Here is a 21,625-nt window from a genome sequence, read left to right as displayed (position 1 = left end):
CGAACGCTTGACGCCATGCCGGGTTGTTGCTGCGATGTGCACCGCTCAACTCGCCGGATCGGCCCACCGTTCAACCACACGGCTCCGCAAGCGACTTGGCGCACCCCCACCCCTCCGTTCCGGCCCGACGACGCACTGTCCACCGTCCGTCTCCGCTCGCTCAGGAGGAATCCCGATGCGTTCCGCCCCACGGACCTCGCTCCCCGGCCCAGGACGGCCACGAAGGCGCGGAGGCCCGGCCGGCGCCGGCCGACGCCCCACCGCGACCACGCTCGTGCTGCTGATGCTGGCGACACTGTTCGTCGTGGTCGGCCCGGCCACCGCCGCCCGCGCCACCACCGCCGGCAACGCCACCGGCGTCACGCACTCCGGCGACACCTTCACCGTCGCCACGTCCGGCGGGGCCGCCGCCCGGATCCAGCTGGCCCGCGCCGACATCTTCCGGATCTGGCTCTCTCCGAACGGCGCGTTCACCAACGACCCGGCCGGCAGCGACCTCGCCGTCACCACCGCCTTCGGCAGCGTCGGGGCCACCCTCTCCGACGCCGGAACGTACGGCGCATCGACACCCCCGCGATCGCCCTGCGGATCAACAAGACCCCGCTCACCTTCGCGCTCTACCGCGCCGACAACACCACACTGCTCTGGGCCGAGTCCCAGCCCACCAGTTGGACCACCAGCCAGACCACCCAGTACCTGAACCGAGGCGCGGACGAGCAGTTCTACGGCACCGGCCTGCACCTGGGCGAGTGGGCGCTGCGCGACAAGACCGTGCCGGTCGCCGTCTCCAACCAGTGGACCGAGAACAGCAACGCCAGCCCCGCCCCGTTCTACCTGTCCACCAACGGCTACGGCGTGCTGCGCAACACCTGGGCCCCCGGCAGCTACAACTTCGACGCGCCCACCCAACTCACCCACAACGAAAGCCGGTTCGATGCTACCTGTCTGCCCCGCCAGGACGGCGGCGTCAACGGCCGGATCGGCGGCTACGAGATCTACGTCTCGGACAGCACCGGCAGCTGGGGCACCCCTGTGGCCACCGGCACGTTCGCCGACACCGCCGCCGCCGCCAAAACCGTCAACTTCAAGCCGAAGAACGGGCGTTACGTGCGCCTGCGAGCCCTCGGCGAAGCCGGGAACCGGGGCCCGTGGACCAGCGCCGCAGAGATCACCGCCACCGGAACGCCCGTTCCGTAGCCGCGGGCCCGTCCGCCCCGCGCCCGCCCCGACCCGCCACACGGGAAGGGGCGGGCGCGGGGTCGTCCTGAGCGGGCCCGGCGGCCGCCCGCTGTCGCGGACCCGCGTGAGCAGGTGCCACCGCACGGCAACCGGGCCAATTCCCAAAGCTGGTAAGCACCATGGGCCCGATGACCATAAGGCGCGACCGCGCCGGCACGCCACCCGACTCGGCCCGGGCTCGGACGACGGCCACTACCGCGGGTCGCGGCGCTGTACCGGCGGAGGGTGCTACCGCGGGCGGCGGCGCCGGCCTGGCGGAGGGTGCTACCACGGGCGCCGGCGCCGGCCCGGCCGGCCGTGCTCAGGGTTTCGGATGCGGCAGTGGGCGCGCCAGCCGCCGCACCTCCTCCAGACGGGCCGGATCGGGCTCCTGCCGAGTGAACAGGTCGTGCCCGACCACCGTCGACTCCCACTCGTCCGGGGCCTCCGCGGACCGCGTCAACAGCCAGGCGGCCGAGATCCACTCCGCCCCGTTCTGCTGGTACTGGCCGCTCCACGAGGTCACCGAGCCGGCGTCGCCGCTGTCGTTGTGCCACGCCACCGTCCAGCCCACCGCCGTCCCGTGCCCGGGCTGCGCCGGTGCCACCAGGCGTCCCACCAGCGGATACGCGCCGCTCGCCCGGCCCGTCGCCGAGACGTACGCCCCGGTCAGTGACCCGTCCGGGCCCGCCACCAACCGCATGTGCGAACCCAGTTCGCTGTACCAGTCGCCGGTGATGCCCACGCTGCTCCTCCCGCCGCCCTGCCGGCCGCCACCGCGTCCGGCCCGGACGCGCCAGCCACCACTGTGCCGCCCCCGGCCGCCCGGGCGGCGGCGACGCGCGGACGTCGCCCGACGGATGACCCGAGCTGCGGACGCCCTGGCACCGGCGCGTCCCCGGGAAGGGGCCTCGCGGCCCGGAGTGCCCCGGGGACGGGGCACCCCCGCGACCGGGGACAATGGTGGCCGGACGGAACCGACCCGGGCCCGTCGCCCCCGCTCCGCAGGAGACCCCGCACCGTGACCGACCAGCAGCACCCCGCCCCGACCGGCCGTCGCCTCGACCTGCTCGCCGACTGCTCCTCCTGCTTCGGGTTGTGCTGCGTCGCCCTGCCCTTCGCGAAGTCCGCGGACTTCGCGGCCAACAAGAACGCGGGCACCCCCTGCAGCAACCTCGACGCCGACTACCGGTGCGGGATCCACGTCAAGCTGCGCGACCGCGGCTACCAGGGCTGCACCGTCTTCGACTGCCTCGGCGCCGGCCAGAAGATCTCGCAGCACACCTTCGACGGGCGCAGCTGGCGGGACGACCCGGACACCGCCCGGCAGATGTTCGAAGTGTTCCCGGTGATGCGTCAACTCCACGAACTGCTCTGGTACTTGACCGAGGCGATGGAGTTCCCGCGGGCCCGTCCGGTGCACGCGGAACTCCGCCGCGCGAGCGACGCGATCGACGAGCTGACCCGCCGGGACGCCGCCGCCCTGGTCGCCGCCGACGTCCCCGCGATCCGCGCCGAGACCAGCGAACTCCTGCTGAAGGCAAGTGAGTTGACCCGCAATGCGCTGCCCGGCAAGAAGCGCAACCACCGCGGCGCGGACCTGATCGGGGCCCGGCTGAAGGGCGCCGACCTGCGCGGGGCGAACCTGCGCGGCGCCTACCTGATCGCCGCCGACCTGTCCGGGGCCGACCTGCGCAGCGCCGACCTGATCGGCGCGGACCTGCGTGACGCCGACCTGCGCGGCGCGGACCTGACCGACGCGCTGTTCCTGACGCAGTCCCAACTCAACGCCGCCAAGGGCGACTCCACCACCCGCATCGGCACCGGACTGGCCCGGCCCGCGCACTGGTGACGCCGGGCCCGGCCCGGTCCGGCCTGAGGGTGGACGGGCGTGGCGGGTCGCAGGGGGCGCGAGGGGCGCGCGGGTACCCCGGAAACGGGATTAATGGACTGCGTCCCGTGCGATGCGCGCGTATGGTCATGACCTCCCCGACGCGAGAGGAGGATCATCCGCGATGGGACTGTTCAAAGACGCCCCGCCCACTGCACATCCGGACTTCACCAACCTCCGGTTCATGGCCGCCGGTACGCCCTCGTGGTGGAAACGCAACCGCCACAAGGTGGTCGGCATCGTCGGCCTGCTGATCGGATTCTGGCTGGCCGGACACCACGACACCGCAGCACCTGCCACACCGGCGGCACCCGCGGCGCCCACCGCACCCGCCGGCTCCTGCACCCCGACCGGGCACTGACTGCCAAACGTTGACCGCAGGGCGCTGACTGCCCGGCCCTGATCGCCAAGCGTTGACCGCAGGGCGCTGACTGCCCGGCCCTGATCGCCGGGCGTTGACCGCAGGGCCTCGATCGCAGGGCGCGCCGACTGCCGGACGGCACCGGCGAGTCGAGGTCCGGTGCCCACGACCGATGCACGCGTAGGCCCTCGGTGCCGACGTCCCGTCACGACGACGGGCGGCACCGAGGGCCGAGTTCACTCACCGCCGGGCGAACCCGGGTCCGGGCCGGAGGCCGGTCGGCGCTTCGACGGCGGCCGAGTCAGGAGTCACTTGCCGCCGTGCAGCTCGGCGAGCGTCGCCTCGAACGCGGCGCCGGAGTTGCGCGGACGGTTGTACGGCAGCTTGCCGAGCATCGCGCCCATCGCGCAGGTGTTGGTGGCCGCCGAGAACAGCAGGCCGAAGCCGACCGCGGCCGACACCCAGCGCACGCCGGGCACGGCCACGTCGACGACGACACCGGCCAGCACCAGCGAGCCCGCGACCATGCGGACCTGGCGGTCCATGGCCCAGCGGACCTTCTGGCCGGGCACCTTGTTCAGCTGGTGGCCGCCGGCCGTCCAGGCGGCGGTGCCGCCGGAGATCAGCAGGGCCGAGATGCCGGCGGCGGACAGCTGCTCGCAGGCGTTGCCGGCCCGGGCGCCCGAGGCGCAGGTGATCGCCAGCTCGCCGCGCGCGGCGGCGGCCCGCAGCGCGGGCAGCGCCTGGGACAGCTGGTCCAGCGGCACGTTGTGGGCGCCGGGAATGTGGCCGCCGGCGAACTCGCCGGGCGACCGCACGTCGATGACGGTCAGCTGCTGAAGCCTGGGCTGGAGCTGGTCGACGGTCAGGGGCGTGGTCATGGAGTGTGGGGCCTTTCGGGCAGGAGTGCCCCGGCAAGCGGTTGCCGCCGGGCGGGGAAGTGGATCGTAGTGCGCAGGCGGGCTGCGCGGGGCAGGTGGCGTGCTGCGCCTGCCGCAGGGCTGTGGACCCGGCGGTCAGAACACCGCGTCCACCAGCATCAGGGCGGCCACCGCCAGCAGGGCCGTGGCGAAGATCCGCTGCAGGGTGCGTCCCGACAGCTTCGACGCCAGCCGCTTGCCGTCCCACGCGCCGAGGACAGCGGCGGCCGCGAACGGGCCGACCACGGACCACGGGATGTCGGCGGCGCCGCCGAGCCGGGGCAGCAGCGCGGACAGCGAGTTGAGCACGATCACCAGCAGGCTGGTGCCGATCGCCTCGGCCATCGGGAACGCCAGGAACGACACCAGCGCGGGTACGGCGAGGAACCCGCCGCCGACTCCCAGCACACCGGTCGCCGCGCCCAGCCCCGCGCCCGCCAGCGCGGAGCGCCGCGCGGACGCCGGAGCCGGCGAGGCGTCGTCGAGGTCCGTGGCGGTGGCGGCACCGGGGTGCTCGGAGGGCGGAGGGAAAGCGTTTTCCCTCTGCGGTTCCGCGACCCGGACCGCACCCGGCAGGCCGTCGGCGGTCACCTGCGCCGCGGCACCCGTCCCGCCGTGGGACAGCTGCGCGTGCGCCGGTGCCCCGGCGGGCACGGGCGCCGCCTGCTGCGCGGGGATCGGAGCCGATCCCGCGACCCGGCGGCTGCGCGACGCGCGACCGGAGGACAGCATCCGCCAGGCGGCCAGGCCGGCGAGCAGCGCGAACGCGGCGGTTAGCGCCGGGCCGGGCAGGTGGCGGGAGAGCGCGCCGCCGAGCGCGGCGAACGGAAGTCCGGCGGCGCCGAACAGCAGCCCGCTGCGCCAACGGACGCGGCCCGCCCGGGCGTGCGCGACCAGTCCGGTGAGGGAGGTCACGGCGACGATCAGCAGGCTGGCGGTGGTCGCGGTGCCGGGGGTGAGGCCGAGCAGGTAGATCAGCGCGGGGACGGCCAGCATGCTGCCGCCGCCGCCGAGTCCGCCGAGGGCCAGCCCGACCACCGCGCCGGCGATCAGGGCAAGGAGGACGGCGGTCATATCGCGGCGCCGCAGGAACACGCGCCCTGGTGCGACGGAAGACCCGCCTGCAGCCAGGCGCGCATTCCGCCCACCACGTTGACCGTCCGCACGCCGCGCGCGTTCAGCACGTCGGTGGCCACCTGCGAACGGTTCCCGGAGCGGCACAGCGCCAGGACCAGCGGGCCGTCGCCGCCCGCGCCGGTGCGGCCCTCGGGGGCGACGAAACCGTCCAGGCTGCCGAGCGGGAGGAGGACCGCGTCGGGCGCGTGCACCTCCGCGTACTCCGCGGGCTCGCGGACGTCGAGCAGCAGCGCCTCGCCGGCGGCGGCCAGGCGGTGCGCCTCGGCGGGGTCGATCTGCGCGGGAGCGGGCGGCTGGTGGGACGTGGCCACGGGGTCCTCCTGGGCGGTGGTGAGGGTGGTGCGTTCGGGGGTCGTGCGAGGTCCGGCGGTACCTCGGGGCGGCGAGCCGCTCCGAGAAAGATACCGGAGGGGGTATATCGTTGGGATCGAGCATATACCCCCACCGGTATCTCCCGGGATCCGCTACAGTCGAGAACTGCCTGCAATAATACCCATGGGGGTATCGGCGGGCCCGGGCGTGGGGCGTATCGGCCCCGTACCCGCACCCGCATGCGGATCCGCGCCCGTACTCGAAGCCGTACCCGCGCCCGCACCTCCACCCTCCAGCCGTGACCGGCCGACGCAGAGATGAGGACATCCGTGTTCTTCGCCCAGTACTACCTCGACTGCCTCTCCCAGGCCTCGTACCTGATCGCGGACGAGACCACCGGCCGCGCCGTGGTGGTCGACCCGCGCCGTGACGTGGACGAGTACCTGGCCGAGGCCGAAGCGCGCGGCTTCACGGTCGAGGGCGTCATCAACACCCACTTCCACGCCGACTTCCTCTCCGGCCACCTCGAACTCGCCGCCCGCACCGGCGCCTGGATCGGCTACGGCCGCCGCGCCGAGACCGAGTTCCCCGTCCGCAAGCTCGCCGAGGGCGAGCGGATCAGCCTCGGCACGGTGGAGCTGGAGATCCTGGAGACGCCCGGCCACACCCCTGAGTCGATCAGCGTGCTGGTGCGCGAGCGCGCCGGGGACGCCGTCCCGTACGGCGTGCTCACCGGCGACGCCCTGTTCATCGGCGACGTCGGCCGCCCCGACCTGCTCGCCTCCGCCGGCGTCACCGCCGACGAGCTCGGCCGGATGCTGTACGACAGCGTCCAGCACAAGCTGATGGCACTGCCCGACGAGGTCCGGGTCTACCCCGCGCACGGCGCGGGCTCCGCCTGCGGAAAGAACCTGTCCACCGAGCTCCAGTCGACCATCGGGCAGCAGCGCGCCACCAACTACGCGTGCGCGCCGATGACCGAGGGCGAGTTCGTCGCCATCGTCACCGCCGGCCAGCCCGCCGCCCCCGGCTACTTCGGCTACGACGCCGACCTCAACCGGCGCGAGCGCGAGCTGTTCGACGCCGCCGCGCTCGCCACCCCGCTGGACGCCGAGACCTTCCTCGCCCGCCGCGCCGAGGGCGCCGTCGTGGTCGACGCCCGCGACCCGCTCGACTTCGCCGCCGGACACCTGGCCGGGGCCGTCAACGTCCCCGCCGACGGGCGCTTCGCCGAGCAGTCCGGCACTGTGCTGGACCCGAGCTGGCAGCTGCTGGTGGTCGCTCCCGAGGGCCGCGAGCAGGAGACCGTCACCCGCCTCGCCCGGATCGGCTTCGACCGGGTCGCCGGCCACCTCGCCGACCCCGAGACGACGTTCCGCTCGGTGCCCGACCAGATGCGCCAGGCCGCCCGCCGTACCGTCGCCGACCTGCGCGACGAACTCGCGGGCAGCGAGCCGCCGTTGGTGATCGACGTGCGCGGCGGAGCGGAGCGCGAGGGCGGGCTGATCCCCGGCTCGGCGCACATCCCGCTGGCCGAGCTCCCGAAGCGCCTCGCCGAGATACCGCAGGACCGCGCCGTCGTCGTGCACTGCGCCGGCGGCCACCGCTCGTCCATCGCCGCCAGCCTGCTGCGCCACCACGGCCACCCGCAGACCTCCGACCTGCTCGGCGGCTACGGCGCGTGGGAATCCGCAGTCTGATCAGCCATGACCGCACGACCCCGACCGGTGGGCGGGAATTCCCCGCCCGCCGCCCCGGTTGATACCGGTGGGGGTATGACCGGCCCCGCTCTCGGCACCCGCCGGAGCAAGGCCCAGTACGAGGAGGAGACCCGATGCAGGTGGACGAGGCGGCCGTCGGCGCCGTACTGAACCGGCTGCGCCGAGCCCAGGGCCAACTGGCCGGCGTCATCGCCATGATCGAAGCCGGTCGCGACTGCAAGGACGTCGTCACCCAGCTCGCCGCCGTCTCCCGCGCCCTGGACCGGGCCGGCTTCAAGATCGTCGCCAGCGGCATGCGCCAGTGCATGGCCGAGGCCGAGGAGGGCGGCGCGCCGATGAGCGAGGCGGAGCTGGAGAAGCTCTTCCTCACGCTCGCCTGAGCGAGACGCTCAACGAGGCCCTCACGGGGCTCACGGGGCTCACGGGGCCGGGTCGTGCGTCGGCGCGGCCCCGCGAGCCCACCACAGGCGCCACCACTCCAGCCGGTCCGCCGAGTCCTGCGGGAACACCAGGTGGAGGGCGGCCACCAGCAGTGCCGTGCCCTGGCAGGCGAGCATCGCCCACCAGGGCGCACCGGCCACCACACCCAGCCCGGTCGACCCGCCGACCACCCCGATCCCGGTGGCCGCGCGGGCGAGAGACGGCCGGGGCGACGGACGTCGCGGCATAGAATTTCCCCTCCAGGGTCAGTCGGTGATCTACCGCCTGGATCATTGCGGGCGGCCGAGCGTTGCCGCACGCGCACACCGTTGCGAGTTGCCCGCAACGGTGCGCCCGGCCGGTGGGGGAGTGTGCGGTGGAGCGGGACGGCAGCCAACCCGAGATCGTGGTCGGCGAGTTGGTGCGGCAGTACGAAGGGCCGCGCGCGATGGTCTTCCAGAAGGACCTCGACCGGGCCGCCGTGGGCGATGAGCGCTACCAACTCGCCCTCGCACTGCGCGAATTGGCCCATCGCCTCGGCATCTCGCTGACCCGCTACGCGGCCCGGGTGACCTGGGACCGCTCCTCGCTGTCCCGCTTCTTCAGCGGAATCGCGGTCCCGCCCGCCGACTTCGTCGAGCAACTGATCGCCGACGGCGACCGCGCCCTCGGGGTCGAACTGACCCCCGCCGTGTGTGAATTGGTCCGCGGCCTGCACCGGACGGCCCTCACCGTCGCCAACCCCAAGGGCGCCCAGCTGCAGCGCCTGCGCGACGAACTCGCCGACGCGGAACGGCAGAACGGGCTGCTCCAGCAGGAACAGCGCCTCCTGCGCGACATGGTCATCACCGCCAACCAGCAGATCGAGGACCGGGACGCCAGGATCCGCGCCGTCGAAGCCTCGGCCGCCGCCGACCGGATCGCCCACCGGGCCGAACTCACCGAGCGGTCGGACGACTTCGAGCGGCTGCGGGCGGAGCGCGATCAACTCCGGGCGCTGCTGGAGAAGCTGACGTGCGAACTGGCGGACACCGAGTCGCGCGCGGTGGAGGCCGAGCGGCGCTGCACCGAGCTGGAGAACCGGTTGGAGGCCGCGGAGGAGACGGCCGACGACGAGCCGGAGGAACAACTGCTGCGCGCCGACGCGCCGGTGCCCGGCATCGCGTCCGTTCCTTACGACGGCGACGACGAGGACCTGCGCCGCGTGATCGACGATCTGCGGGCGCGGGGCCGCAACGGCGAGTACATCGTGAACGCCGTCACCCAGGCAGTGGAGCAGGTGATCGACCCGGCACGGACCGGACGGGTCCGACTCGACCAGCTCTCCGCCGTCGAACTCGCCTCGCTGACGGCGATCGTGACGATTCACCTGCAGCACGCGCTGAGATTCTCGGACGGGCCGGCCTCAGGGCTCGTCGTGGCCGGTCAAGAAGTGCGCGTCCGGTTCGCCCTGGTGCCGGCGTGGACCGTCGCGCCCGGCGAGTCGAACGACATCTTCCTGCTGGTCGAGGTCAACGAGAAGGGCGGCTGGTGGCGGATCGGGGTGGTGCGCGCGACTCCCGAGAACACGGCCGGCCGATCGGACATCCACTGGCTGCACCACCGGATCGACCTGCCGGCGGACCTCCTGGGCTCCATGACGGCGGAGGAGCGTCGTGCGATCAGCGTCGCAGGTTCGAGCAGCCGTCGGCTGGATCAGTTGTTCCGAACCGTTCAAATCCGGCCGATCGATCGGAGGGTAGTGATAGCGATCGTCCGCACGGAGTTCATTCTGAATCGAGTGATCGAAGCCGGCGAACGACTCGCTCCCGAAGGGATCGCGGTGCTGGACTACCGCAGGGCCCGCAACGGGCTCGCTTCCACGCTCCGTCTTCCACTGCCGTCGCGCCGCGAGTTCCTCGCCGTCCGCCTGGTGCGTCTGCGCCCCGACCATGGTCCGGTCCCGTCGGTGGAACTGGCCGGGGAGCAGTGGTGCGTCGCGCGGTCGGGGGACCCGGTGGAGTCCCTCCCGGTGGGGCTCGACTTCCAATAGGCGGCCATCTCATTCGGGGATTCTCCGGAGGCAGACGGCTGCTGCGGCGATGCTGGCGAACGCGGCGACGTGCTCGCCATTGCGTTCGTAGCGGCGGTGGAGCCGGCGGAAGCCGCCGAGCCGGGCGACGGTGCGCTCGATCACCCATCGGTGTCGGCCGAGGCGTTGGGAGGAGTCGACGCCTCGGCGGGCGATGCGCGCCGGGATCCGGCGTCGCCGCAGGTGGGCGCGGATGAATCGGTGATCGTGGGCTTTGTCGCCGTGGAGTTTGCCGGGCCTGCGTCGTCCGGGGCCGCAGCGCGATCGGATGGGCGGGACGGCATCGGTCGGTGGGATCAGGGCCTGGCTGTGATGGACGTCGGCACCGGATGTCGCGCATCGACACCCAGCGCGTGAAGACCTCCCGACGTGCCCCTGACCAGCCGGGGAACGGACGCCGCGGAGAAGATCGTCGGCCGCAAGCGCGGTATTCTCGCCGACACCGTCGGACTCGTCCTCGCCGTGACCGTCACCGCCGCGAGCCTCTCCGAAAAAGCCCTGGGAATTCTCCTGCTCGACCGGGCCGAGAAAACCTGTCCCAGTATCTCTGAAAGCTGGGTCGACACCGGCTTGAAGAACGCCGTGATCGAGTACGGCGCAAGCCTGGGCATCGACGTCGAGGTCGTTCACCGAAAGTCCGAAGTCCCCGGATTTCGCGTGGTGAAAGGCGATGGGTCGTCGAACGAAGCCTCGGGTGGATAATGCGGTGCCGCCGGCTCGCCCGCGACTGCGAAACCCTCCCGGCCGACCCCGAGGCCGTGATCCACATCGCCTCGATCGACAACCTCGCCAAGCGCACAACGGACGAAACTGCACCGACCTGGCGAGGAACTTATCAGGGCATAAAGCGCGAACTGCTCTCATCGAATGCCCTCTCGGCCCAGTTCGGACCCATCAAGTGATGGCAAACCCAGGTGAAAAGTCTCACCGGGGCCTGCGCGGCGGGCGCGTTAGCCGAACGCAGCCAGAACGCAACCGGCTCCCGACAGACTGTGGCTCCCGCGGTCGAGGCACCACCGGAGCGCCGACGTGTTCGGGCAGGGCGGGCAGGAAGGGCGGGGCCGGATCGGGGGTCCAGATAATTCGAAAACCTAGGATGACATTCGAATGATCCGTCAAAAACCTTCCGTTGTTCCATTTCTGACCCTGTGGCGACTCCTGTCGCTGGGTCTCGTCGCAGCCTTGATGAGCGGCTTCCTGGTGGGCCTGGCCCAGCCCGCGCACGCGGTTGTTCCCGGAGAGCAGCGGGTGATGACCTGGAACATGGCCCATACGCCGAAGGCCTGGCAGAACGCCTACAACTACGCCCTCAGGTACGACATCGTGGCGTTGCAGGAAATGCCGATGGCCGCGATCTCGGCCGCAAACGTGGTGAACGACGGAGAAATTCTGGTGCCGGGCACCAGCTACCGGATCGAGAGGAAGAGGCTGACTCCCCGGCTGGGCTACCGTTCGGACATCTACCTCACCTATGTCGAGGACAGTCTCCGGCCGCAGATGTACCGGCTCGGATTCATGACGCACCGTCGGCCGGAAAACGTGGAAATCGTCGAGACGCAATTCGCCAATACGCGCCCCGGGCTCGTCATCGTCGACGGCACCGGCGCCGATGCCATGACCTTCGGCTCCATTCATGCGATCTCCCCCGGCGGGGCCAACGGGAGCGAGTTCGTCAACGCGGTCGCAGGGCGGGCGGGAACCCTGAGCGCGGGGCGATGGGCGGTCCTGGGTGACTACAACCGCGAGCCGGGAACCATGGCCGATCTCCCCGCGAACAGCCTGACGCACTCCACCGCCCCCGGTGTCCGCACCTTCCGGACCGGCGGGCGGTACGACTACATGGTCGCCTCACAGCAGTTCAGCGACTGGAACATCGTCGGTCGGGCCGACACCAGTCACGACAGCGACCACTATCCGGTGTTCTTCGGCGGCCTCCAGGCCGGAGCCGATCCGGGAGTCCCGTACTGGCTGACGGGTGGGACCTCGGAGAACTCCGCCTCCTGGACGATCGGCGTCGACCAGGCCCGGCTGGAGGACGACAGCATCGGCGAGGACGCCCCGTTCGTCCTGCAGAACATCCGGGCGAAGAACGGGAGCCAGGTCCTGTCACCGTTCGGAGCGATCGACATCAGCGGGAAGAAATACTCACTGCTCCTGCTCGCGAGATCCCTGAAATGTCTCACGATCGCTCCCGACGGCACCGGAAAGATCGTCCACAAGAATTGCCAGACGGGCCAGAAGGAGAGCCAGCTCTGGCGTTTCGACAGTGATTCCGGACAGTTGGTCAACCCCGAGGGATTCACGATCGCCCCGGAGAATCAGAATTTCGGTTCGGAACTTCGCGCGGTGTCTCAGGGTACGACTCCCACCTGGAAGTGGAAGACGAGGTTGTTCAAGGGTTGCCCACCGTCCTCGGCCGGCAGCGTGGCGGTGGCCTCGGCGCTGAACGTTTCCGTCCTGTCCGACGGGCAGACGCCCTTCCCCGGCCCGGAGCCCGATCCCTGCACAGCGGTACCGACGGTGGTGTCGATGGGTGACAGCTACATCTCCGGCGAGGCCGGCCGGTGGGCCGGCAACGCGGACGCCTCCGCCGACGGCTCGGTGTGGGGCACCGACCGCTCCGCCGTGGCCTGCAACGCCGGCGAGAGCAGCTGCACCCACGACCTCACCCGGGTGTACGGCGACACCTCCTACGCTGCCAAGCCCGACGCGGCGTGCGACCGGTCGGACTCCGCCGAGATCAACGGTGCGGCCGTGCCCGGCGCGGAGACTGTCGACCGGGTCAACCTGGCCTGTTCCGGAGCGACCACGGCCAGCGTCCTGACCGCCACGTTCAAGGGGGAGCGCCCGCAGATCGAGCAGCTGCGCGACCTCTCCGGCGCACGTGACGTCTCCACCGTGGTGCTGTCGATCGGCGGCAACGACCTCCGGTTCTCCGACATCGTGAAGGAGTGCGTCAAGGCCTACCTCGCCCCGGCCGTGAACAACAACGGCTGCCGGGCCGTCAAGCAGGCCGACTTCGACGCGGCGTTGGGCGCGGTCGAGGAGGACGTGGTCAAGAGCCTGACCGGGATCCGTGACGTCCTGCGCGACTCCGGGCAGTCCGACGACAGCTACCGCATCGTGCTCCAGTCCTACCCGAACCCGCTGCCCAAGAGCTCCGAGTACCGCTACCCGGAGAACTCCCTCAACCCGTTCGAAAAGTACGGGCGTTACACCAAGGGCGGCTGCCCGTTCCTCGACAAGGACAGCGACTGGGCCCGTGACCACGTGATGGCGAACATCACCGCGATGCTGGGCCGGGCCGCCACCCGGACCAACGTCTCCTTCCTGGACCTCCAGGAGGCCTTCGCCGGGCACGAACTGTGCTCCACCTCCGCCCAGTCGGCCACCTCGGCCAACAACTCGACCGCGCCCCTGGACGCCGCACAGGCCGAATGGATCCGCTGGGTCCCCTACCTGATCGACACGGACATCCCGTGGACGGCCCAGGGCCACCAGCAGGAGGCGATCCACCCCAACTACTTCGGCCAGCAGGCCCTCTCCGCCTGCCTCACCAAGATCCTCGCCGACCCCGACACCGGACCGGTCACCTCACGCTGCACCGGCAGTGCGGGCTCCTCTCCCGGCGGCCTGGACGACACCAGCCAGGTCCTGGCCAAGGGCAACCGCCGCACCGGTCTGGGCGGTGACCTGCCGGACTGGAGCAAGGCCGGCTACCGGGGCGGGCAACGGCTGCCCGGCCCCGCGGAGCGCTCCAACGACCCGCGCTGCAAGATCACTCCCCAGGTCCTGGCCGACCGCTACAACGTGAAGGCCGACGACGGCCAGGACGACACCGCCGGCATCCAGAAGGCCATCGACGACATCCGCACCACCTGCACCCCCAACGCCTCGCCCACCAAGCTCTCCTCGATCGAACTGCCCAAGGGCACCCTGGAGGTCAGCAAGCAACTGGCCGTCGACGCCTCCTACCTCGTCATCCGCGGCCAGGGCACGAAAGCCGACAGCGGCACCAAGATCGTGTTCCGGCCGGACAGCGCGACCAGGTACGACACCCTCTACCAGGGCAGCCGCTGGGACCAGGACACGATGCGCTACGTATGCCAGGGCACGATCGGCTCCATCACCGGCACCGGCGGCTGGATCTGGCCCGGACGCGGCCTGTTCCGCGTGCAGACCCGCGAGGTGTCGGCCAAGCACCAGCGCATGTGCGGCAACATCTCCGCGATCCCGGAGAACCGCCGGGACCTGTTCGAAGGATCGATCAACCAGCACTGGGAATCGGGCGTCACCCTCGCCGAGAACACCTCCACCCCCGGATACGCCGCACGGGAGGGCGACCGCACCATCCAACTCAACGGCGCCGCCGACATGTCCGTCTTCAAGCCGGGCGGCTACCTGTGGGTCGGGGCGGCCAACAGCATGAAGTTCTACCAGAGCCAGCAGATCGACACCGCCGGGCAACTGGGCAGCCTGGAGGACCTGCACATGCGCCAGCAGGTCTTCACCATCTCCTCCGTCGACAGCACCCGACGCACCGTCACCATCGACAAGCCGCTGGAGTTCGACGTCCCCGTGAACTCCGTCTCCGACGGCTCCGCGCCCATCACCCCAGGGGGGTCCGCCTACCCCAGCAAGGTCACCCCGCTCAAGATGATCACGGACGTCGGGTTCGAGGACTTCACCTTCACCCAGCAGATGGACGGCCTGACCGCCCAGTGCGTCGACCTGACCCCCAACTGCGCCACCCACAACTACGGCAACCTCGCCCCCGACGCCGCCATGCACGGCATCGTCTTCAAATGGGCGGCCAACAGCTGGGTCCGCGGAATCAGGGGCGAGATGACCGGCTCCCACCCCGTCGTCACCGAGGTCGCCAAGAACCTCCAGATCGAGAACAACTACTTCGACGGCGCCTGGAACAAGGGCAAGGGAGGCAACGGATACCTGCGCGGCTCCCGGGTCTGGGACTCCCTCTACGCCTTCAACACCACCCGCAACCTGCGCCACTTCACCTTCCAGTGGTCCTCGTCCGGGAACGTCGCCTTCGCCAACGACTTCGACTCCGACCTCAACCTGCACGGCGGCTGGGAACGCCGCAACCTCTTCGACAACAACACCGTCCACGTCCCCTACAACCACTCCTCCAGCAACTGCAGCGCCAACTGCGGCGGTGAAGGAGGCGTCGGCGACAAGGGCACCTGGTGGCCGATCTACTGGAGCGCCGGCAACAAGGCCGTCAAGTGGTCCGGCTCCAGCGGCCCTCAGAACGTCTTCTTCAACAACAGCCTGACCAAACAGACCACCAAGAACGGCCCCTACGCGCTCTACCAGCCCTACTCCACCCGCGGCCGTGCCTACCAGTTCGGCTCCGCCGAGGACTCCCCGCGCTCCTTCAAACACCTCGACTACGGAACCGGCAGCTTGCCGCCCATCGACACCAACCCCATCCAGGACTGGGCCGGCTACGAGAACGGCAGCTACACCTCAGGACTGGGCGTCAACAACACCTACCAGGACAGCGGGGACTCCCTCTTCCTGAGGTCCTTCCGACGCTGACCGTCACCGACCCGCAACCGAAGGCCGTGCCGCCGTCCGATCGGGCGGCACGGCCTTCGGCCGCCGACGACAACCCCGGCTGAAAGTCTCAGCGCCCCAGGCCGGTCAGGCCGTGGTGCAGGTGCAGCAAGGGGCCCCACGGCCCGACCGAGGCTCACACCAGCGGCAGTGCCGAGGAGCGGCTGGCTCCGTTGTTGCCGCCGCGTGCGCTGCGGCGCCGCCGCTGTCTGTCCTGGCCGGCTTCCGGCGGACGACCGTGCGGCGCTTCGCGGGATCGCGTACCTGCTGGAGATGGACGGCTGCGCGGTCGACGGCGCGCACGTCAGGGCACTCAACGGGGGGGTGCACAGCGGGCCTTCGCCGGTCGACCGGGGCAGGCCGGGCAGCAAGCACCACCTGGTCGTCGATTGCCACGGCGTTCCGCTCGCCGACACACCGACCGGCGGGAACCGGCACGACGTCACGCAGCTGCTGCCGCTGCTGGACCTGATCCCGGCGATTCGGGGCCTGCGGGGCCGGCCCCGTCGGCTGTTCGCCGACCGCGGCCACGACTACGACAAGTACCGCCGCGTCCTTCGTCGTCGCGGCATCACGCCGAGGATCGCCCGACGCGGCATCACGCCGAGGATCGCCCGACGCGGCGTCGCCCATGGCTCCGGACCCGGGAAGACCCGCTGGGTGGTGGAGCAAACCTTCGCCTGGCTCCACCGGTTCAAGCGTCTGCGGATCCGCTACGAGATACGCGCCGACCTCCACCCGGGCCTGCTCCAACTCGCCTGCAGCACCGTCTGCCTGCGCGAGCTCCGAACCTCGTTCCGAAACGATCGGTAAGGCCCCGCTACGCCAGGGTGAGGAACAGCTTCTCCAGCTCCGCCTCGGTCATCGGCGGCGTGTTCTCGTCCGTGGACGCGAGGCACTGCCGCATGCCGCTCGCCAGGATCTTGAAGCCGGCGCGGTCGAGGGCGCGTGAGACTGCGGCGAGTTGGGTGACCACGTCCTTGCAGTCTCGGCCGGCCTCGATCATCGCGATCACACCGGTCAGTTGGCCCTGGGCTCGGCGCAGTCGGTTCAGCACCGCGCCGACGGCCTCCTCGTCCACCTGCATGGAGCACTCCTCGCCTTCTCAGAACTCGCCCGATCATACGGGAGCCGTACGGTCGTACCTGCCGTCGCCGTCGCGCGTGGGCCGCCGGGGTCAGCGCGCGGCGTCCACCCGGGACCGCGGAACCTCCCGGCGGCCGGGGACGCGGACCGGCGGCTCCGACGGATGGGCGAGCCGGTCCAGGTGGCGGCCCCGCTCCACCACCCGCTGGGCGGCGGCCGCCAGGTGGCGTCGGCCCGGGAACAGCACGGGCGGCAGCTGCGGCAGGAACTCGACCTCGCCGACCAGACCGCGCACCGACACCACCCGCCACAGCGAAGGCAGCAGCCCGTCCTCGCCGACGAACGCCGGCACGGTGCTCGGGCCGTCCGCCGTCCGGTAGCGCAGCGTCACCGGCTGGACGGGGACGTCGGCGCGCACCGCCGCCTCGAACAGCGCGGGGCGGAACCGGCCGCCGCCGCGCCCGCACCAGGTGCTGCCCTCGGGGAAGACGACCACCCGCTCGCCGCGGCGCAGCGCCGTCGCGATCTGCTCGACCGTCCCGGGCAGGGCCCGCAGGCGGTCCCGGTCGATGAAAATGGTGCCGCCCCAGGCCGTGAGCGGGCCGAGCAGCGGCCAGCGGCCGACCTCGGTCTTGGCCAGCATGCGGCCGGGGCGGACGGCGGCGACCAGCAGGATGTCCAGCCACGAGATGTGGTTGGACACCACCAGCGAGCCGCCGACCTCCTTGCCCGGCACGGCGATCGGCCGCACCCGCACCCCGAGCGCGGCCAGCAGCAGCCACGCCCAGCAGCGCACCAGCCGCTCGGCCGGCAGCCACCGCAGCATCCGCACCACGGGCACCGCCGCGACGCCGACGAGCAGCACCGCCAGACAGCCGGTCACCCGCAGCACCCGGCGCGCCACACCCGCCCGCGGCCCGGCGACCGTCACGCAGTCACCGGGCGTGCACGGCGCGGTCGGCAGCCAGACACTCATGCCGCCGTCGCCGCCTCATCCGAAGTGCCCTCCAGGTGACGGGAGTTGATGGCGGAGATCGGCAGGTCCGCCCCCGCGGCCAGGAAGTGCCGCAGGTAGCGCGGGTCGGTCCGCTCCAGCGACAGCAGCACGTACAGGTCCGCCACGTTGAAGTCCGGGTCGTGCGCGGGCCCCCCGCACACCCACGCGCCGAGGCGCAGGTAGCCGCGCAGCAGCGCGGGGATCGGCGTCCGCCCCTGCCGGGCCACCCCGTCCGCCGACCACGGGCGCAGCGGCGTGACCCGGTACTCCTTCGGCGCAAGGTACTTGGCGGACACCGCGTCCCACACCCCGGCCGCGGTCGCGCCGCCGTCGGACAGCGGGACCGAGCAGCAGCCGGCCAGCCACGCGTTGCCGGTGGCCGTCATGTAGCGGGCGATGCCGCCCCACATCAGGTTGATGACCGCGCCGTTGCCCCGGTGCGCCTCGGCGATGCAGGACCGGCCGACCTCCACCATGCCGTCCCGCAGCCCGCCGAGCCGGGCCAGGTCGAACTCGGTGTCCGAGTACAACCGGCCTGCCCGGCGCGCCTGTTCGGGACGCAGCAGCCGGTACGTGCCGACCACCTCGCCGCTCTGCTGCTCGCGCACCAGCAGGTGGTCGCAGAACTCGTCGAACGGATCCGCGTCCAGGCCGGGCAGCGGCGAGTTCAGCACCGCCCCCATCTCCTGCACGAACACCTGGTGGCGCAGCCGCTGTGCGGCCCGCACCTCCTCCGCGGTCCGTGCGAACGCCAGCTGGTACGAGGGCTGTTGGTCGGCCGCGGCAGACACCGGGGCCGAGGACGACTGGACGGGGCGGGCAGGAGCGGTGGTCATGGCGGACTCTCCGGGGTCTCGGGGCGCGATACGGTGGCGGCGAACAGCACGGGACGACACGCGACGACACTGCGCCCGCACCCGGCCCACCGGTCGGGCGGAGCCGGTCACGAGCGGCATGGGTATGTCTCCCCGACCCGCCTGGCCCTCAGGTGGACACCCGAGGGAGACCAGATGTGCACATGCTGAATGGCCGGTTCGCCAAGCGGAGTACGGCAGTTCGCAGCCCGTCGGCGGTGGTCCGGATGCCCGGCCCCGGGTCCGCTCCGATTCGGACGCCCCGTGGTCACCGGCCGGACGCGGGCCCGTCGCCCGGCCGCCACACCGCTCTGCCAGCGTTCCCGGCATGCCGAACACGGGCGCGAACGCCTACCCGAGCCGGTACCGGTGGCTCGGACTCCTGGGATCGCTCGCCCTGGCCGCCGGCGCCCTCACCGCAGGCGCCCGCCCCGCCGCCGACACCGGCCCCACCCTGCGGGCGTCCGGCGGTGCCGGCACCGTCCTGGTCTTCGCCGGCCTCGCCGTCCTCACCGCCGCCTGGCTGCTCCTCGGACGGCCCGCCGACGGCCAACGCCCGCCCGGCACCCGCTGGTTGACCACCACCCTGGCCTGGTGGGCCGCCCCGCTGCTGCTCGTGCCGCCGGTGTTCAGCCGCGACGTCTACAGCTACCTCGCCCAAGGCGCCATGCTCGCGCACGGGTTGGACGTCTACACGCACGGACCCGCCGACCTCGGCGGGCCGACCGCAGCCCAGATACCGCAGGTCTGGCAGCACACCCCCGCCCCCTACGGCCCCGCCTTCCTGCTGCTGACCCGCGCCACCGCGCCGCTCGCCGAACACCCCTGGGCCGGAACGATCGTCCTGCGCCTGACCGCCGTTCTCGCGGTCGCCGCACTGGCCGCCCTGCTGCCCGCCCTCGCCCGCCCGCTCGGCATCGACCCCGCCGCCGCGCTGCGGCTGGGCGCGCTCAACCCGCTGGTGCTGCTGCACCTGATCGCCGGCGCGCACAACGACGCCCTGGCGTTCGCCCTCCTCCTCGGCGGACTGCTCGCCGCCACCCGGCGACAGGTTCTGCCCGCGGCGGCGCTGGTCGCGCTCGCCGCCCTGGTGAAGGCCCCGGCCGCGCTCGCCCTGCCCGTGGTGTGCCTGCTCGCCTCGGCCGACCGCAGCTGGCGTCCCCAACTGCGCACCGCCGGCCAGGCAGTGGCGGCCGCCACCGTCACGGTGCTCGTCGTCACCGCTGCCGCCGGCACCGGCTACGGCTGGATCGCCGCCCTCACCACCCCCGCCACCAGCACCAGTTGGTCACCCAGCAGCAGCCTCGGCCGACTGGCGGCCGACCTCACCGGCACCGCACCGGACGGCGCCGTCACCGCCGCCCGCCTGATCGGCCTGGCGCTCGCGGCCGGGGCAATCGCCCTGCTCGCGCGACGAGTTGTTCGCCGGGAGAGCGAACCGATGGCCGCGCTGGCCCTCGCCTTCACCGCCCTGATCGCCCTCGGGCCGGCCTTCCGACCTTGGTACGCCCTGTGGGCGGTGCTCCCCGCCGCACTCGCCGTCCGCACCCCGGCCGTCCGCCGGGTCGCCGAACTCGGCTGCGTCGTCCTGGCGTTCACCGTGATGCCGGACGGCTTCAGCCCCGACGGCGCGGAACTGGTGCTCGCCGTGGGGGGCTTCGCGATCGGCGCCGCAGCCGTGCTGACGGCGGAGCGCGGAACACCGCTCCACGAGAGGCAGTTGGCGTGCTGACCCGAGGCACCACCACGGCCCGGGCCGCGATCCTCGCCGCCGCCGTGCTCGTCACCACCGTCGTCCTGGCGGTCATCCCCGGCCACCGCGGCTGGTTCGACATCGGCGTGTACTACGGCACCGTGCGGCACTGGCTCGACACCGGACAGCTCTACGACTACGTCCGCCCCGGCACCGCCTACGGGTTCACCTACCCGCCGTTCGCCGCGGTCTGCATGCTGCCGATGCGGCTGTTCGGCTGGCACCCCGCGATCGCGGTCGGCGTCGCGCTGTCCGCCGTCGCCACCGCGCTGCTGCTGTACTGGCTGATCGACCCGATCGCCCGCCGGCGCGGCTGGTGCCGCTGGTACACGTTCGGGCTGGCCGCCTGCCTGTGCGCCCTCACCAACCCGGTGCGGGACACCTTCAGCTTCGGCCAGGTCAACCTGCTGCTGGTCGCCCTGGTCCTCGGCGACCGGCAACTCGCCTACAGCCGCTGGAAGTTCCTCGCCGGAGTCGGCACCGGACTGGCCGCCGCGATCAAACTCACCCCCGCGCTGTTCATCGTCCACCTGCTGATCACCCGCCAGTGGCGCGCCGCCGCGACCGCCACCGCCACCACGCTGGGCGCCACCGGAATCGGCTTCCTGATCGGCCCCGAGGTCTCCCGCCAGTTCTGGACCACCACACTCTGGGACACCGACCGGGTCGGCGGCTTCGCCAACATGTCGAACCAGTCCCTGCAAGGACTCATCGCCCGCCTCGGACCCCAACTCCCCGGCCGCGTCCTGTGGGTGGCCGCGTCGCTCGCCGTCCTCGCCATCTGGGCCCACCGCCTGCGCCGCGCTGCCCGGGCCCGCGACACCCTCGCCGCCTACAGCCTCACCGGCCTCGCCTGCTGCCTGGTCAGCCCGATCACCTGGGTGCACCACCTGGTGTGGGCCCTGCCCGCCCTCGTCGTCCTCGCCGACGCCGCCCTGCACGACCGCCGCCGCGACCTGCTCACCGTCAGCTGGCTGCTCCAACTGGTCATCTCCAGCGGCATGGTGTGGCTCTGGCGCCCCGACGGACGCACCCCCGGCACCCTGTTCGGCGGCAGCGCCTACGTCCTGCTGACCTTCGCCCTGCTGGTCGCCATGCCGATCCGCCACCACCCCGACGACCACCCGGCCCGCACCGCGCCCCTGCCTCCCCGGCGCCACGCTGCCGGAACGGACCCCGACTCCGCCGCCGACCCCCGCTCCGGACGGCCCCGCAAACGCCCGGCCGCCGTCGGCTGAGCCTTCTGCGGGTGGTCGGACGCACAGCCGGCCCGGCGGGCCGGACCTGTGCGGATATGCGATGGA

20 protein-coding genes and 2 pseudogenes are annotated in these 21,625 nt (G+C 72.0%); 13 read left to right on the top strand and 9 right to left on the bottom strand.

Annotated features, from left to right (window positions below; translation table 11 throughout):
- Nucleotides 1-283: 283 nt before the first annotated feature.
- Nucleotides 284-700, top strand: coding sequence for a hypothetical protein (locus tag CG736_RS35840; protein ID WP_157815369.1), 417 nt, complete (start codon nucleotides 284-286; stop codon nucleotides 698-700).
- Nucleotides 583-1,197, top strand: coding sequence for a discoidin domain-containing protein (locus CG736_RS02735; RefSeq protein WP_369879862.1), 615 nt, complete (start codon nucleotides 583-585; stop codon nucleotides 1,195-1,197). Before CG736_RS35840 ends, CG736_RS02735 begins: the two co-directional genes overlap by 118 nt.
- Nucleotides 1,198-1,540: 343 nt before the next feature.
- Here the strand turns inward: CG736_RS02735 and CG736_RS02730 are convergent, their stop codons facing one another.
- Nucleotides 1,541-1,963, bottom strand: coding sequence for an avidin/streptavidin family protein (locus CG736_RS02730; protein WP_100584499.1), 423 nt, complete (start codon nucleotides 1,961-1,963; stop codon nucleotides 1,541-1,543).
- A gap of 276 nt (nucleotides 1,964-2,239) precedes the next feature.
- Here CG736_RS02730 and CG736_RS38510 point away from each other — a divergent pair, with 276 nt between their 5' ends.
- Both CG736_RS38510 and CG736_RS02720 read left to right on the top strand, forming a co-directional pair.
- Nucleotides 2,240-3,070, top strand: coding sequence for a pentapeptide repeat-containing protein (locus tag CG736_RS38510; protein WP_100584498.1), 831 nt, complete (start codon nucleotides 2,240-2,242; stop codon nucleotides 3,068-3,070).
- A gap of 163 nt (nucleotides 3,071-3,233) precedes the next feature.
- On the top strand, nucleotides 3,234-3,470 hold the full coding sequence (locus CG736_RS02720) for a hypothetical protein (RefSeq protein WP_100584497.1): 237 nt from the start codon (nucleotides 3,234-3,236) through the stop codon (nucleotides 3,468-3,470).
- 308 nt (nucleotides 3,471-3,778) lie between these two features.
- On the opposite strand, the gene CG736_RS02715 is transcribed toward CG736_RS02720, so the two are convergent.
- The 3 genes from CG736_RS02715 to CG736_RS02705 all read right to left on the bottom strand — a co-directional run bounded on the left by CG736_RS02715 (nucleotide 3,779) and on the right by CG736_RS02705 (nucleotide 5,838).
- Entirely contained in the window at nucleotides 3,779-4,351 is a 573-nt protein-coding gene (locus CG736_RS02715) for a rhodanese-like domain-containing protein (protein WP_100584496.1), read from the bottom strand.
- Between the two features lie 135 nt (nucleotides 4,352-4,486).
- On the bottom strand, nucleotides 4,487-5,464 hold the full coding sequence (locus CG736_RS02710; RefSeq protein ID WP_100585018.1) for a sulfite exporter TauE/SafE family protein: 978 nt from the start codon (nucleotides 5,462-5,464) through the stop codon (nucleotides 4,487-4,489).
- Nucleotides 5,461-5,838: a rhodanese-like domain-containing protein gene (locus CG736_RS02705; protein WP_198520330.1), complete on the bottom strand. Its 378-nt coding sequence runs from the start codon at nucleotides 5,836-5,838 to the stop codon at nucleotides 5,461-5,463. Before CG736_RS02705 ends, CG736_RS02710 begins: the two co-directional genes overlap by 4 nt.
- Before the next feature lie 330 nt (nucleotides 5,839-6,168).
- Here CG736_RS02705 and CG736_RS02700 point away from each other — a divergent pair, with 330 nt between their 5' ends.
- Nucleotides 6,169-7,539, top strand: a complete 1,371-nt coding sequence (locus CG736_RS02700) for an MBL fold metallo-hydrolase (protein WP_100584495.1) — start codon at nucleotides 6,169-6,171, stop codon at nucleotides 7,537-7,539.
- A gap of 134 nt (nucleotides 7,540-7,673) precedes the next feature.
- Nucleotides 7,674-7,940 carry a metal-sensitive transcriptional regulator gene (locus CG736_RS02695; RefSeq protein ID WP_043911727.1) on the top strand — a complete coding sequence of 89 codons (267 nt, stop codon included), beginning with the start codon at nucleotides 7,674-7,676 and terminating at the stop codon, nucleotides 7,938-7,940.
- Between the two features lie 39 nt (nucleotides 7,941-7,979).
- Here CG736_RS02695 and CG736_RS02690 read toward each other — a convergent pair whose 3' ends face one another.
- The gene (locus tag CG736_RS02690; RefSeq protein ID WP_157815368.1) at nucleotides 7,980-8,228 is read right to left on the bottom strand and encodes a hypothetical protein; all 249 of its coding nucleotides are present in this window, start codon (nucleotides 8,226-8,228) and stop codon (nucleotides 7,980-7,982) included.
- Nucleotides 8,229-8,356: 128 nt separating this feature from the next.
- On the opposite strand from CG736_RS02690, the gene CG736_RS02685 reads away from it, so the two are divergent.
- Complete coding sequence (locus CG736_RS02685) at nucleotides 8,357-10,012, top strand: NaeI family type II restriction endonuclease (RefSeq protein ID WP_100584493.1); 1,656 nt, start codon at nucleotides 8,357-8,359, stop codon at nucleotides 10,010-10,012.
- 9 nt (nucleotides 10,013-10,021) lie between these two features.
- Here the strand turns inward: CG736_RS02685 and CG736_RS37375 are convergent.
- Nucleotides 10,022-10,381: pseudogene (locus CG736_RS37375) on the bottom strand (transposase); the annotation flags it as partial.
- Between the two features lie 39 nt (nucleotides 10,382-10,420).
- On the opposite strand from CG736_RS37375, the gene CG736_RS37370 reads away from it, so the two are divergent.
- The 4 genes and pseudogenes from CG736_RS37370 to CG736_RS02665 all read left to right on the top strand — a co-directional run bounded on the left by CG736_RS37370 (nucleotide 10,421) and on the right by CG736_RS02665 (nucleotide 16,444).
- On the top strand, nucleotides 10,421-10,753 hold the full coding sequence (locus CG736_RS37370; protein ID WP_369879872.1) for a hypothetical protein: 333 nt from the start codon (nucleotides 10,421-10,423) through the stop codon (nucleotides 10,751-10,753).
- Entirely contained in the window at nucleotides 10,702-10,953 is a 252-nt protein-coding gene (locus tag CG736_RS38775; protein ID WP_369879860.1) for a hypothetical protein, read from the top strand. The genes CG736_RS37370 and CG736_RS38775 overlap by 52 nt, the downstream gene beginning before the upstream one ends.
- A 283-nt stretch (nucleotides 10,954-11,236) precedes the next feature.
- Entirely contained in the window at nucleotides 11,237-15,613 is a 4,377-nt protein-coding gene (locus CG736_RS02670) for a GDSL-type esterase/lipase family protein (RefSeq protein WP_157815367.1), read from the top strand.
- Between the two features lie 182 nt (nucleotides 15,614-15,795).
- Nucleotides 15,796-16,444, top strand: a pseudogene (locus CG736_RS02665) (IS5 family transposase).
- Nucleotides 16,445-16,451: 7 nt separating this feature from the next.
- Here the strand turns inward: CG736_RS02665 and CG736_RS02660 are convergent.
- From CG736_RS02660 to CG736_RS02650, 3 genes are all read right to left on the bottom strand, one after another.
- On the bottom strand, nucleotides 16,452-16,718 hold the full coding sequence (locus tag CG736_RS02660) for a metal-sensitive transcriptional regulator (RefSeq protein ID WP_100584489.1): 267 nt from the start codon (nucleotides 16,716-16,718) through the stop codon (nucleotides 16,452-16,454).
- Nucleotides 16,719-16,808: 90 nt separating this feature from the next.
- Nucleotides 16,809-17,693: a 1-acyl-sn-glycerol-3-phosphate acyltransferase gene (locus CG736_RS02655; RefSeq protein WP_100584488.1), complete on the bottom strand. Its 885-nt coding sequence runs from the start codon at nucleotides 17,691-17,693 to the stop codon at nucleotides 16,809-16,811.
- The gene (locus CG736_RS02650; RefSeq protein ID WP_100584487.1) at nucleotides 17,690-18,550 is read right to left on the bottom strand and encodes a GNAT family N-acetyltransferase; all 861 of its coding nucleotides are present in this window, start codon (nucleotides 18,548-18,550) and stop codon (nucleotides 17,690-17,692) included. The genes CG736_RS02655 and CG736_RS02650 overlap by 4 nt, the downstream gene beginning before the upstream one ends.
- 346 nt (nucleotides 18,551-18,896) lie before the next feature.
- On the opposite strand from CG736_RS02650, the gene mptB reads away from it, so the two are divergent.
- Complete coding sequence (gene mptB, locus CG736_RS02645; protein WP_100584486.1) at nucleotides 18,897-20,300, top strand: polyprenol phosphomannose-dependent alpha 1,6 mannosyltransferase MptB; 1,404 nt, start codon at nucleotides 18,897-18,899, stop codon at nucleotides 20,298-20,300.
- On the top strand, nucleotides 20,294-21,559 hold the full coding sequence (locus CG736_RS02640; RefSeq protein ID WP_100584485.1) for a glycosyltransferase 87 family protein: 1,266 nt from the start codon (nucleotides 20,294-20,296) through the stop codon (nucleotides 21,557-21,559). The genes mptB and CG736_RS02640 overlap by 7 nt, the downstream gene beginning before the upstream one ends.
- The last annotated feature ends 66 nt before the right edge of the window (nucleotides 21,560-21,625 follow it).

The sequence above is a fragment of the Kitasatospora sp. CB02891 genome (assembly GCF_002803145.1).
GTDB lineage: Bacteria > Actinomycetota > Actinomycetes > Streptomycetales > Streptomycetaceae > Kitasatospora > Kitasatospora griseola.
This window is presented reverse-complemented; position numbering and strand designations above follow the sequence as displayed.

What these genes read in the sequence shown, in the direction of transcription:
- CG736_RS35840 (WP_157815369.1), top strand. Translation starts at nt 284, where the DNA reads ATGCTGGCGACACTGTTCGTCGTGGTCGGCCCGGCCACCGCCGCCCGC.
- CG736_RS02720 (WP_100584497.1), top strand. Translation starts at nt 3,234, where the DNA reads ATGGGACTGTTCAAAGACGCCCCGCCCACTGCACATCCGGACTTCACC.
- CG736_RS02715 (WP_100584496.1), bottom strand. Translation starts at nt 4,351, where the DNA reads ATGACCACGCCCCTGACCGTCGACCAGCTCCAGCCCAGGCTTCAGCAG.
- CG736_RS02710 (WP_100585018.1), bottom strand. Translation starts at nt 5,464, where the DNA reads ATGACCGCCGTCCTCCTTGCCCTGATCGCCGGCGCGGTGGTCGGGCTG.
- CG736_RS02695 (WP_043911727.1), top strand. Translation starts at nt 7,674, where the DNA reads ATGCAGGTGGACGAGGCGGCCGTCGGCGCCGTACTGAACCGGCTGCGC.
- CG736_RS02690 (WP_157815368.1), bottom strand. Translation starts at nt 8,228, where the DNA reads ATGCCGCGACGTCCGTCGCCCCGGCCGTCTCTCGCCCGCGCGGCCACC.
- CG736_RS02670 (WP_157815367.1), top strand. Translation starts at nt 11,237, where the DNA reads ATGAGCGGCTTCCTGGTGGGCCTGGCCCAGCCCGCGCACGCGGTTGTT.
- CG736_RS02660 (WP_100584489.1), bottom strand. Translation starts at nt 16,718, where the DNA reads ATGCAGGTGGACGAGGAGGCCGTCGGCGCGGTGCTGAACCGACTGCGC.
- CG736_RS02655 (WP_100584488.1), bottom strand. Translation starts at nt 17,693, where the DNA reads ATGAGTGTCTGGCTGCCGACCGCGCCGTGCACGCCCGGTGACTGCGTG.
- CG736_RS02650 (WP_100584487.1), bottom strand. Translation starts at nt 18,550, where the DNA reads ATGACCACCGCTCCTGCCCGCCCCGTCCAGTCGTCCTCGGCCCCGGTG.
- mptB (WP_100584486.1), top strand. Translation starts at nt 18,897, where the DNA reads ATGCCGAACACGGGCGCGAACGCCTACCCGAGCCGGTACCGGTGGCTC.